Origin of the sequence: Mesorhizobium sp. BR1-1-2 (assembly GCF_020165435.1) — a bacterium.
GTDB lineage: Bacteria > Pseudomonadota > Alphaproteobacteria > Rhizobiales > Rhizobiaceae > Mesorhizobium.
The window spans coordinates 56787-68096 of the sequence record NZ_JAIUID010000017.1 but is presented as its reverse complement, the minus strand read 5'-3'; the positions used below and the strand labels follow the sequence as shown (position 1 = coordinate 68096).

Sequence of the window (11310 nt, the reverse complement as noted above, 5' to 3'; positions counted from 1 at the left end):
GGCTAGGCTCCTTCGCCCGGAACGGCAGGCACATGCGAATGTGCCTTGGACGCGATCATGGTGGGCAGGTGCTGTTTGGACGCAGCATCTTCGTCGAGCAGCCGAAGGGCCGCGCGATAGCCGTTGAAGGTACCGACGTCGACATAGGCGGCCCCTGCCTTGACACCATAGGCTTGACCGCCCGCTGCCAGATGGGCGTTGATCAACGTGCCGATATATTCGTCATGGCAATCCCGCTCGCGCCAGAGTGCCGCTAGCCGGTGCAGGACATGGCCCGGCATCTTGAAGGCGCCCCATATCCAGTTCGTGGCGGCGTCCTCTCGCTTGACCTGGATTTCCCGCACCCGGCCTCCCTCTTCGAGAACCACGGCATCGAAGAATTCCGGCCGCTCCACCGGGAAGAGCAGGAATGACAGCTGGTCGTCCGGCAGACGGCAGAAGCCGTCCTCGGGAAACCAGATCGTGTCGGGAAGGCCGATCAATACCGTCTCGTCCGGTGCGACGAGGGGTGCCGCCCGGAAGATCGCGTCGCAAAGGCCGACAGGGGTGGGCTGTACCACGAACAGAGCGGTCGCCGCGCCGTAGCCCGCGGCATAATATTCGAGGATATCGGATTTGCCCGATCCGATGATGAAACAGATCTTGTCGACGCCGGCGCGCACCATCCGCCGCACCAGATATTCGCTCACGGCGCAGGGGCGCTCCGTCTGTCCATCGATCCGGCTCCCGACCGGCAGCAGTTCCTTCGAGAAGCCGAGCGGTTGAATGCGGCTGCCGCGTCCGGCAGCGGGCACGATGCCCAACATCAGACTGCTTCCTTCATCGGTTCGCCGGCCGACCTTTGCAAGGCTTCGTTCAGGATGCGATCCAGCTCCGCCGCGCGCCGTGCGGATGTGTGTTCATCCAGTACCCGTTCACGCGCACGGCTTCGGATTGTATCGAGCTCGTGCGCGGGCAGTTTGAGCGCTGCGACCACGTCGTCCGTGTCGTGCGCCAGCAGGATCTCGCTGCCGGGTTCGAAGAAGCTGCTGAGGCCCGGCCAGGTGTCGGTGATGATCGGTACGCCGCATGCCGCCGCTTCGAACAGCCGGCCCGAGGGGCACCAACCCTTCTGTGCCATCGCCTCGCGCGTCACATTCAGCGTCAGGCGGGACGATGAAAAGAAGGCCGGATGGTCGGCCGGCGGAAGATGCCTGACGAAGAAGATGTTGTCGCTCCACGGGAATTCCTGCGGATATTGCGCACCGCCGATGATGAAGCGGTGGTCAGGCAAGCGCGCGGCCGGACGCACCAACAGTTTTTCGACGCCGGCCTGGCGATCCGCCGCATAGGTGCCGAGATAGGACAGATCGCCGGCAAATTCGGCCCTTGGTACTGCCGGCCGGTGCTGGTCGGGATCGACATGGCCATAGAGCGGCACCACGTGGCGCGCACCGAGGACCGTCTTGAGCGCGTCGATCGCCGAACCGCCCGTGTAACTCAGGACGAGATCGAAATCGGCAAGTCCCTCGGGCCCGAAATAGGGTGGGCGTTCACCTTGATCGACGCGAGCCAGCGTGACCGGAGTGTCCAAGTCGTAAAAAACGCGCAGCCCGCGGCATGCCTGCTGCGCCAGGCGCGAAGCGTCCACGGCGTCGGGGCAGTAGGAGGTAATGATGACGACGTCCGATTGCTTGATCGTCTGCTCCGCGACCCTTCGGATATCCTCCCAGTCCGGGTAGAGCACGATGTTGCCGCCGTCCAACTGATCGAGGTCCCTCGTACCGGCATAGTAAGGGGTGTCGCGCTCGAAAAAGGTGATGGACCAGCCGTGCCGGGCCAGCGCTCGGATCAGCCCGCGCCACAAGGTGGCGTGGCCGTTTCCCCATGAGGACGTGACGGTGAGACCGAAAATGACCATCTGCATCCGGCATGTCCTCGTCAGGCAAGTTCGTTCAGGCGGATGAGCTTTGCTCCCCAGTCTCCAGACACGATCGTCGTGATGGAGGCGGGGTCGATATCGAAGCGAAAGCTGTTGCCGACAGGCAGGCCGAGCACATTGCAGATGGCTGCCTTGATCACGTCGGCATGGCTGATCAGCGCGATGCATTGGTTCTGATGCCGCTCTCGAGCCTTGTCCATGAGCGAGACGATACGCTGTTGAACGCCCAGCATGGTTTCGCCGCTTGGGGTGCTTGCTTCCTGCCGCCGACTGTTCCACGCCTGCCAGCCCGCATCGCCGTTCAGCTCCTCGAACGTCTTTCCCGACCAGATGCCGAAGTCGATCTCGTCGAGTTCGGCGCAGATCGCGATTTCGCCGACATTACAGGCAGTCGCGATCGGCTTGGCGGTTTCCTGCGTGCGCTCACGTGGGCTGCACCAGATAGCGGCAATCGGCTCGCGGCCCATGCGGCGGCCAAGATGCGCCGCCTGGGCCCTGCCGGATTCGCCAAGGCGAACTCCGCCCATCCGCCCGGCCAGATAGGAGCCGACATTGTCGTGTGCCGCGTGCCGGATCAGGAAGAAGGTCGTCGTCATTCCGCGGCATCGAGCATGGGCTCGTCCCTGCCGGTGATGAACGCGAGCGTGCGCTGCCGAGCTTCGGCATCGGTGAATTGCTCAGGCGGAGACTTCATGAAATAGCTGCACGGACCGGTCAGTGCGCCGGCGATGCCGCGGTCAAGCGCCAGCTTGGCGCAGCGCACGGCGTCGATGACCACGCCGGCCGAGTTGGGCGAATCCCAGACTTCCAGCTTGAGTTCGGCGTTGAGCGGCACTCCGCCGAAGGTCGTGCCTTCAACTCGGATATAGGCCCATTTGCGATCGGTGAGCCATGGCACATGGTCACTGGGGCCGACATGAATGTTGCCAGGCGCCAAGGGAACATCGAACTGGCTGGTCACGGATTGCGTCTTCGAGATCTTCTTCGATTCCAGCCGCTCGCGTTCCAGCATGTTGAGGAAATCGGTGTTGCCGCCGAAGTTCAACTGATAGGTCCGGTCGATGCGGACGCCGCGCTCGCGGAAGAGATTGGCCAGCAACCGGTGCACGATGGTCGCGCCGACCTGGCTCTTGATGTCGTCGCCGACCAGCGGCAGCCCGCGTTCCTCGAAACGCAAGCGCCATTCGGGCCGTGATGCGATGAAAACCGGTATGCAGTTGACGAAGGCACAGCTGGCCTCGAGGGCACATTCGGCATAGAAGCGCGTCGCTTCCTCCGACCCCACCGGCAGGTACGAGACCAGCACATCGGCGCCGCTGTCCCGCAGGATTTCGCTGACATTGGCAACCGGCTCCGGCGCTTCCTCGATTTCCGTGCGCAGATATTTGCCGATGCCGTCCAACGTGGGGCCACGCTCGACGCGAACCCCGGTTGCAACCGCATCGGCAAAACGGAACGTGTTGTTCGGGGCGCTGTAGATCGCTTCGGCCACGTCGCGCCCGACCTTGCCCTTGGCGACGTCGAACGCACAGACGACCTCGATATCCTCGACGTGGTAGCCGCCGAGATCGGCATGCATCAGCCCGGGGATCGGCTCGTTGCCTTTTGCGTCCCGGTAATAGGAAAGGCCTTGCACCAGGGAGGATGCGCAATTGCCTACGCCGACGATACCGACACGAACTTTCTTCGATCCCACGAAACTGCCGTCCTGTGCTGTCCAAGGTAAGTTCCTGGGGCCGAACCGCCAGCTTGCCGGAATGTTCCTTGGCATGTGGAAAAATTGCGCGCGGCAGGATGGATCGAAGCCGCGTATGCCGCGTTGGCGCACGGCAAGCTTGGAATCGATCGATGATCGTCTACGGCGACCACAAACGAACGGAAGACGCGCGGCAGCTTCGCGAGGCTGCAATCGAAATGGCCGGAAGCCTCGATTGCAGGCCCTGCGGCATCCAACGCCACGCTGCCTTGGTAGGGCTGTTCGTCAAGGTCTCGGAACTGGTCCAGGCGCTGGCCGACATCGAGTTCGAGGCCTGCCGCGGGGACACCCCTTCGCCGCGGCAACGGCAAGGCGCCAAGCTGCTGGTTGGCCTTGCGGCGGAAGTGGCGAGGTCCTGGCAAAGCGGCTTCGCGGTCAGCGGCGCCGTCGATCCCGTGCTGAGGCAAATGCTGGCGGCGCTCGACTGCCGGGGCAAGGTTCTTACCGGCACGGCCGAGGGGTACGCCCATTATGCGCTTTATCCGGAAAGCTATCTCGGCGCGGCGCGGGCATCAGGCCTCGAGGCGAACACATGCGTCATCGGCATCCGCAGCATCGGCCTTGGGCTTGCCGCCCTGGTCGCCGCGGCGATCGACGCGCCGGCACCCATCAGCGTGCGCCCGATCGGCCATCCTTTCCGCAGGCATGTCAACGCCGATCCGGAACTGATCGGCGACTGGAGGGACAAGCCGTCGGCTTGCTTCGCTGTTGTCGACGAGGGCCCCGGCCTGTCGGGCAGTTCGATGCACGCCGTCGTCGCGTGGTTGCGGCGGCTGGGCATCGATAGGGACCGCATCCACCTGTTCCCCAGCCATTCCGGCGGCCCGGGCGCCGAAGCCTCTGAGGAGGTTCGTGAGACATGGTCGGGTTGCCGCAAACATGTGGCGATGGCCTTCGAACGCACCTTCCCGAGCGGCGCGCAAATCCCGACGCTGCGCGATTGGGTGGCGGAGGCGGCTGGCAGCCCGCAACTGGCCTTGATCGAAATATACGCTGGAGAGTGGCGAAATCTCCACTACACCGAGGAGAGGCTCTGGCCGCCTAGCCAACCCGGCTTCGAGCGGCGAAAGTTCCTGGCGTCTGCGGGCCGCGATCGGTGGCTCGTCAAATTCGCCGGCCTCGGTGAAGCAGGGCAGCGCAAGATGCGAGCCGCCAAGATGCTGCACGAAGCCGGTTTCGCACCGCAAGTTGCCGGGCTTTGCCACGGCTTTCTGGTTGAACGGTGGGTCGACGGCAAGACCATGGATCAGGCAAGCCTGTCGAAAGACAGGCTTGTCGCGGGGCTCGCACGCTATCTCGCCTGGCGTGCGGCCAATCTGGGAACTCCGGAGCCCGGTGCTCCATTGCCGGAACTCGTTGATATGGCCGTCCACAATGGCGCCGAAGCCCTTGGAGAGCGGCGCGCGGCGGAGCTGCGGAACTGGTTCTCGAAGCAAGGCCCTGCGCGAGCGCTGCCACGGGTCGAGATCGACGGAAGGCTTCACCCGTGGGAGTTTCTCGTTTGTGCCGACGGGACGTTGATCAAGACGGATGCCGTCGATCACTGCCGGGGACATGATTTGATCGGCTGCCAGCCCATAGAATGGGACATTGCGGGCGCTCGCGTCGAGTATGGATTTTCCGACAGCGAGCTAGCGACGTTGGTCCACCGCATGGAAGCCGGGGAGCGGCTCAATATCGATACCGGCCTCATTGACTATCTCGAACCTTGCTACCTGGCGTTTCAACTGGGACTCTGGAACGTTGCTGCCCGATCCGAGCATGGCCCGGAGAAGCCAAGGCTGGTAGCTGCGGCAACGCGGTACAAGAATGGGCTGCTACGCTTCCTGGAGAGGTCCGGGCCGTGACGATCAGTCCAGTCTCCGCAGCATGTCCGCTTCGCGTTCGAGAATGGTGGCCACTTCCTCGCGCTGCAGATGCGTCATCATCAGACTGACGCAGCACTCGAGATAGGTGATGGAGGCCCGTCGCAGAAAGGCAGCCGTCTCTCTTTCCGCAATCTGCTCGATATCCTTTGCGGATCGTTTGGGTTGCACAGGTCCGTACTCCATAGCGGGGTCTCATCGTCAAACCCCGAGCTTGCCAGGATGTTCCGGGCAATCCGCAAAAGTGCGGCAGGAGGCATGACCGTGCTTGAGCGGTCATGCCGGGAGCACGTGGCTGCGCGGCGGCCTGGCTTCAGGCCGGAAGGTTTTGCAATCTGCCCGATCTTGCGTTTGTCGCAATAGCTGTCATCCGGCCGTCGATCCCGCTGGTTTCGAGATTGGAGAAGTATCCGATCGTCTGCATCAGCCCTTGCCTGAGCGGCACTTTCGGCGTCCAGCCGAGCAGCGCCTTTGCACGCGAGATGTCGGGCTGCCTGCGGCGCGGATCGTCTTGCGGCAGGGGCAGGAATTTCAGATCCGACTTGGTTCCGGTCATGTCCCTCACCATGGATGCCAACCGCATGATGGTGAATTCTCCAGGATTGCCCAGATTGACCGGTTTTCCGGGATTGGGATCGAGGTGCATCAGGCGCATCATACCGTCGATCAGGTCGGAGACGTAGCAGAAGGACCTGGTCTGCAACCCATCGCCGAATATCGTCATCGAACGCTTCTCAAGCGCCTGCATGATCAGGTTCGAGACGATGCGGCCGTCGGCAGGATCCATCCTGGGACCGTAGGTATTGAAGATGCGGGCCACGCGAATATCGGCTTTTGCCGCTCTCAGATAATCGAAGCAAAGCGTTTCGGCGGTGCGCTTGCCTTCATCGTAGCAGGCGCGCGGGCCAGTGAAATTCACATGGCCGACATAGTCTTCCCGTTGCGGATGTTCTTCCGGGTCGCCGTAAACTTCACTCGTCGACGCCTGCAGGAATCGCGCATTGTTGCGGGCGGCGAGTTCGAGCAGGTTGAGCGTTCCGATTACGCAGGTGCGCGTTGTGTGTATCGGATCGGCCTGGTAGCGCGGCGGCGAAGCAGCGCATGCCAGGTTGAAAATGCGATCGACCGGCTCACCGAGGTTCAGTGGTCGGCAGATATCCTGCTCGATCAGCCGGAAGCGCGGCTGGTCCATGATCGAGACGATGTTGTCCATGCGGCCGGTAAGGAAATTGTCGACGCAGATCACACGCCAGCCGTTGCGGAACAACGTTTCGCAAAGATGCGAGCCGAGGAAACCCGCGCCGCCGGCGACAAGCACTGTCTTCGCCCTTCGCGCTTTTCTTGTTTGCCGCATCGCTGTTTTCTCCTGTCTTTCAGTCATGCTGCGGTTCCGATATCGAGATCGATCATCGCTGCTCTCGGTCCTGTCAGCAGCGACACGAATTCGCGGGCCCTGGCCGCGCCGGTATGTGCTCCCAGGACGAGTTCGCGCGCCCGGTCGGCCATGGCGAGCCGGGCGCGCTCGGATTCCCTGAGCAGGATATCGACGATGTCATCCCCCTTGTCGGCCGTGTGGATCGCCGAAGCAGGAAAGAAGCTGTCGAGACCTGGCCAGCGATCGCTGATAATCGGCGTACCGCAAGCGGCCGCTTCGAAAAGCCTCACGCTGGGCGACCATCCGGCGGCGATCATCGATCTGCGCGTGACGTTGAGCGTGTAGCGCTGGCGGCTATAGAAAGCGGCATGATCGGCCGGCGGCAAATGTTCGATGCGTTCGACATTTTCGGGCCAGACAATGTCAGGCGGATATTGCGAGCCGGCGACGACAAAACGGCGGTCCGGCATGCGCCGTGCGGGCTCGAGCAACAGCGCGTTCAGCGCTGCCTGCCGGTCCGTGCTGTAAGTGCCGATATAACCGAGATCCCAGCCGACCGGGTCGGCGGTTCGATGATGCCGTTCCGGGTCGACCGCACAGTAGAGTGGCTCGGCGCGGCGCGCGCCGAAATCCTCCGCCAGTCGGCCAAGCGTCGGCCCTCCGGCGAAGGAGAAATAGACATCGAAATACGGAATCTGGCGCCGACAAAGATAGTCGCATTCATCCGTCGAAAGTTTTGCCAGGGTGACCGGCGTGTCGATGTCATAAAAGCAGAGCGCCCCCTTGCAGAGCGCCGCGACAATGTCGATGACCGCGCGCCCCTCCGGAACGAAGGACCCAACGACCACGACATCGGCCTGTTGCAGGCATCGTGCGCAGTCCTGTTGCAACTCTCGGGTGGTTTCGTAATAGCGCAGGGCGCAGAAATCGGGATCGCGCAAATCGCGATGATTGGCGTACCACGGCACGTTACGCTCAAGGAATGTCACGCGATGGCCGAGTTCGTGCAGGCCTTTCAGCAATCCTCTAAAGGTCGTGGCGTGGCCGTTGCCCCAGGACGAGGAGAGGGACAGGCCGAGAAAGACGATATTGAGCCGCTTGGTCATCACGCCGCCTCCTCGGTCCCGCGTTCGAAGTGCCGCCTCAGGACCGCGTCGGTGACGGCCGCTCTCATGGCGTAGGTATGTTCACCGCGGACGCGGCGCAGTGCGGACGCGCCGATCGCCTTTGCCCGGTTGGGGGTCAAGGTGCGCATGATTTCGGCGACATCGCCGCCGTCGCGCGCGATCAGGATCTCCTCGCCGGGTTTCAGGAACAGTTCGACCCCCAGCCACGCATCCGTGATGAGGCAGGCACCGGCGCCCGCCGCCTCGAAAACGCGGGTGGCGGGCGAAAAGCCGTTTGCGGCCATGCTGTCGCGGCTGATGTTCAACACCGCCTTGGGCGTGACATTGAAGGCATTGTGGTCGCTGGTGCCGACATGGCCGAGCCAACTGACATTGGCGGGAAGCGGCTTGTCACCCCAGCCCGATCCGCCAAGCAGGAAACGCTGCTCCTGCAAGCGGCTGGCCGGATCGAGGAAAAACGCCTCGACGCGCGCCTCACGGTCCGGCAGCCGGTTTCCGAGGAATGCGAGATCGCAAGCAAAACGCGCCTGACTGGCGACTGGATGATGCGTTTCAGGATCGAGCCCATTGTAGATCGGCACGCATTCCTTCGCTCCCATGGCACGATAGGCCCAGACCACGGGGTCGCCGCCGCCATAGGTCAACACAAGATCGATTTGCCGCAGCGCGGCATGCAGCGGATGGTCCGGTTCGTCGCGCAATTGGCCGAGCGTCGCTGGAGCATCCACGTCCCAGAACACGACGAGCGCGTCAGGACGCGCGTGATCGAGCACGGCGCGCAGCAGCGCCTCATCCTCGAAACCGACGCCGCTCGCCTTGACCACGATATCCGCCTCGGCGGCGCACGCCGCCACCTGCATCAGCGCGTGCCGGGTCGCCTCGTACACGACGACAGCGCACCAGTCCGGCGCCTCGATGTCGCGGTTGCTCCGGCGGTCATAGACGTCAGGTTCATAGAAGGTGATTTCGTAGCCGAGTTGGGAAAGCGCCTTGAGCAACCCACGGTAATAAGTCGCGGCGCCGTTCCAGTAGGACGACAACAGGCTCGATCCATAAAAAGCGATCTTCATTCAGCAGCTTCCTTTGCGGCGGTCGGATTGGTGATGTGTTGAGGTCCGCATTCGGCGAGCACGCCGAACAACTCGTCCACGCGGTGCCGACATGTGTGCCGCAGGCGGATGGTCTCGAGACCAGACGCCGCCAAGGAGGCAGCGAAGTCCGCGTCGCCGAGTACAGCCCGGAGGTGTCGCCGCATCTGGGAGCCATTGTCCGCAAACAGGAAATCGACGCCTGGTCTGAACAGTTGCTCGGTGTCGGACCACGGCGCCGAAATCAGCGGAATGCCGCAGGCGAGTGCCTCGAACACGCGGATGGTCGGAATGCCGGGCAGGCCTTCCCGATAGGGGCGGCGCGGAACATGCACCGTGACACGATGCGCTGCGAACGCCTTCGGCACGTCGGCATTGGCGATCCAACCTTCATGGCGCAGGCCGGCGGCTGCGAGATCGGCGAGCGCCTGCCTGGGGTAGCGCACGCCATGGACGGTGGCCTCGAGGCGGAGTTCGTGCACCGGCTCGATCAGAAATTCCTTGAGTTCTGCGGTACGCTCGTCGTCGCCCCAGTTTCCAATCCAGATCAGGTCTGACGCAGGGCGAATCTCCGGGTGCGGTCTGAACAGGCGGTCGTCAGCCGCCTCGTGCCAGGTGAAGACGCGTTTGCCCCACCCGGCGCGCAGGTAGCTCTCGCGCAGGGCTTCGCCAAAGGCGAGGACGCCGTCGTAATGCTCCAGCTGGAGCGCCGAGATCGCCTCGGTCGCCGACACGGCGCGGTGGTGGGTGTCGTGAAACAGGAGGATGAAGTTGCCGCCGCTCGCCCTGGCGCGGCCAATGCGCGCGATGAGATCCGGATCAGTCCATTCATGGACGACCACCACGTCCGCATCGGCGATCCAGGCCTCGTGGTCAAAGCCGGCATCGTAAGTCACCGGCATCAGCTCGGGGAAATCGTTCCTGAAGCGCTCTATGGCGAAGGAGCCCTTCTCGGCCAGCAGATTCGAGCGGCTCCAGCCGTCCGCCGGCTCCAGCGCGATCGCCTGATGCTGGCGCGCGACCAGCTCCCGCATGATGCCGCGCAGGAAATGTGCGTTGCCATGGTTCCAGTCGGAAACGACCGAATGGGTATAGAACAGAAAGCGCATGATCAGCGCTCCGCCATCGCTAAGGCCGCTTTGTCGTAGACGTCGCGCATGGCCGCTGCCTGCCTCGCCAACGAAAACCTGCGGCTCCGGCGCAGGGCTGCCCGGCCGAGCTCCCGCCTGTGCTGCGCATCGGCGGAGAGACGGTTTATGCAGGCGGCGAGATCATCCGGGTCGCGCGGGGCGTAGAATAACGCGGCCCCGTCCCATAACTCACGGTGGGTGGCTATGTCGGATAGAACGAGCGGCGTCGCCGACGTGGCCGCTTCGAGCGCCGCCAGGCCGAACGGCTCGTAAAGCGATGACGACACGAAGATGCCGGCGCGCGCCATCAGGGCGCGCATCTCATCATGCGGTAGCGCTCCGAGAGCGACGGCATGGCTAAAGCCGGCGCGCTGGCCGTTCGGACCTTGCGTGGAACCGGCTGCAAAGACGGGCCATTGCGTCATCGACGCGGCCTGGTCGATCACCGTGGCATTCTTGGCTTCATCCCACCAGCGGGCGGCGGCGAAGACGAGCGGTTGACGCTTTTCGGGTTTCGCTATGGGGCGGGCGCCGTTGGCGACGACGTTGAGACGCGCGATCGGCCCATAGCAGGTTTCGAGCATGCCGGCGTGGCTGTGGCTCGGCGCGATGACGGCGTCGGCCCGGTCGAAGCCGCGCCTGTTGCGCTGCTTCTGCCAGTCCCATGCGCTGTCCACCGCCTGTCCCTTGACGGCATGGAACCATGTGACCACGCAGGAGTGGGAGACCACCACGACGGGGCAGGGCGCATCGAGCCCCACTGCCTGCGTCGGCGCATTGAGATGAACAAGGTCGATGGCGTGGTCACGAATGGGCCCATGCAACTCCCCCGGCAACGCATCGAGGTCGCTGGCATTGCGGATCATCCAATCCGGTGGCGTGGTCAGCCAGGTCAGCGTCGCGAAAGACTGCGCTTCTTCGACCTGTTGCCTGGACGGCTCCGGACCAAGACCGGCGAGCAAAACGCTGCCTCCGCCATCGACGAATTCCCGGGCCAGATCAAGCGTGTACCGCCACACGCCGCCCACGGCATCGACCGTCATCAAGA

At 63.5% G+C, this 11310-nt stretch carries 11 protein-coding genes; 1 reads left to right on the top strand and 10 read right to left on the bottom strand.

Going from position 1 to position 11310, the window contains the following annotated elements; all coding sequences use genetic code 11:
* Positions 1-2: 2 nt before the first annotated feature.
* The 4 genes from LB551_RS26165 to LB551_RS26150 are packed head-to-tail and all read right to left on the bottom strand — an operon-like array spanning position 3 to position 3617.
* On the bottom strand, positions 3-806 hold the full coding sequence (locus LB551_RS26165) for a sugar phosphate nucleotidyltransferase (protein ID WP_224625729.1): 804 nt from the start codon (positions 804-806) through the stop codon (positions 3-5).
* Positions 806-1906, bottom strand: coding sequence for a glycosyltransferase (locus LB551_RS26160; RefSeq protein ID WP_224661016.1), 1101 nt, complete (start codon positions 1904-1906; stop codon positions 806-808). Before LB551_RS26160 ends, LB551_RS26165 begins: the two co-directional genes overlap by 1 nt.
* A 14-nt stretch (positions 1907-1920) precedes the next feature.
* Entirely contained in the window at positions 1921-2517 is a 597-nt protein-coding gene (locus LB551_RS26155) for a histidine phosphatase family protein (protein ID WP_224661015.1), read from the bottom strand.
* On the bottom strand, positions 2514-3617 hold the full coding sequence (locus tag LB551_RS26150; protein ID WP_224661014.1) for an inositol-3-phosphate synthase: 1104 nt from the start codon (positions 3615-3617) through the stop codon (positions 2514-2516). The genes LB551_RS26155 and LB551_RS26150 overlap by 4 nt, the downstream gene beginning before the upstream one ends.
* A 152-nt stretch (positions 3618-3769) precedes the next feature.
* Here LB551_RS26150 and LB551_RS26145 point away from each other — a divergent pair, with 152 nt between their 5' ends.
* On the top strand, positions 3770-5524 hold the full coding sequence (locus LB551_RS26145) for a hypothetical protein (protein ID WP_224661013.1): 1755 nt from the start codon (positions 3770-3772) through the stop codon (positions 5522-5524).
* 3 nt (positions 5525-5527) lie between these two features.
* Here the strand turns inward: LB551_RS26145 and LB551_RS26140 are convergent, their stop codons facing one another.
* The 6 genes from LB551_RS26140 to LB551_RS26115 form a co-directional block, all read right to left on the bottom strand.
* Positions 5528-5713 carry a hypothetical protein gene (locus LB551_RS26140; RefSeq protein ID WP_140497402.1) on the bottom strand — a complete coding sequence of 62 codons (186 nt, stop codon included), beginning with the start codon at positions 5711-5713 and terminating at the stop codon, positions 5528-5530.
* Between the two features lie 142 nt (positions 5714-5855).
* Positions 5856-6896, bottom strand: coding sequence for a UDP-glucuronic acid decarboxylase family protein (locus LB551_RS26135; protein ID WP_224661012.1), 1041 nt, complete (start codon positions 6894-6896; stop codon positions 5856-5858).
* 23 nt (positions 6897-6919) lie between these two features.
* Entirely contained in the window at positions 6920-8023 is a 1104-nt protein-coding gene (locus LB551_RS26130) for a glycosyltransferase (protein ID WP_224661011.1), read from the bottom strand.
* Positions 8023-9114: a glycosyltransferase gene (locus LB551_RS26125; protein WP_224661010.1), complete on the bottom strand. Its 1092-nt coding sequence runs from the start codon at positions 9112-9114 to the stop codon at positions 8023-8025. The genes LB551_RS26130 and LB551_RS26125 overlap by 1 nt, the downstream gene beginning before the upstream one ends.
* Positions 9111-10241 (bottom strand): glycosyltransferase, encoded by a 1131-nt coding sequence (locus tag LB551_RS26120; RefSeq protein WP_224625701.1) that lies wholly within the window; start codon positions 10239-10241, stop codon positions 9111-9113. Before LB551_RS26120 ends, LB551_RS26125 begins: the two co-directional genes overlap by 4 nt.
* Before the next feature lie 2 nt (positions 10242-10243).
* The gene (locus tag LB551_RS26115) at positions 10244-11305 is read right to left on the bottom strand and encodes a glycosyltransferase family 4 protein (protein ID WP_224625699.1); all 1062 of its coding nucleotides are present in this window, start codon (positions 11303-11305) and stop codon (positions 10244-10246) included.
* Positions 11306-11310: the final 5 nt, after the last annotated feature.

Coding starts and splice junctions, on each gene's coding strand:
- LB551_RS26165 (WP_224625729.1), bottom strand. CDS start 806: ATGTTGGGCATCGTGCCCGCTGCCGGACGCGGCAGCCGCATTCAACCG.
- LB551_RS26160 (WP_224661016.1), bottom strand. CDS start 1,906: ATGCAGATGGTCATTTTCGGTCTCACCGTCACGTCCTCATGGGGAAAC.
- LB551_RS26155 (WP_224661015.1), bottom strand. CDS start 2,517: ATGACGACGACCTTCTTCCTGATCCGGCACGCGGCACACGACAATGTC.
- LB551_RS26145 (WP_224661013.1), top strand. CDS start 3,770: ATGATCGTCTACGGCGACCACAAACGAACGGAAGACGCGCGGCAGCTT.
- LB551_RS26135 (WP_224661012.1), bottom strand. CDS start 6,896: ATGCGGCAAACAAGAAAAGCGCGAAGGGCGAAGACAGTGCTTGTCGCC.
- LB551_RS26130 (WP_224661011.1), bottom strand. CDS start 8,023: ATGACCAAGCGGCTCAATATCGTCTTTCTCGGCCTGTCCCTCTCCTCG.
- LB551_RS26125 (WP_224661010.1), bottom strand. CDS start 9,114: ATGAAGATCGCTTTTTATGGATCGAGCCTGTTGTCGTCCTACTGGAAC.
- LB551_RS26120 (WP_224625701.1), bottom strand. CDS start 10,241: ATGCGCTTTCTGTTCTATACCCATTCGGTCGTTTCCGACTGGAACCAT.
- LB551_RS26115 (WP_224625699.1), bottom strand. CDS start 11,305: ATGACGGTCGATGCCGTGGGCGGCGTGTGGCGGTACACGCTTGATCTG.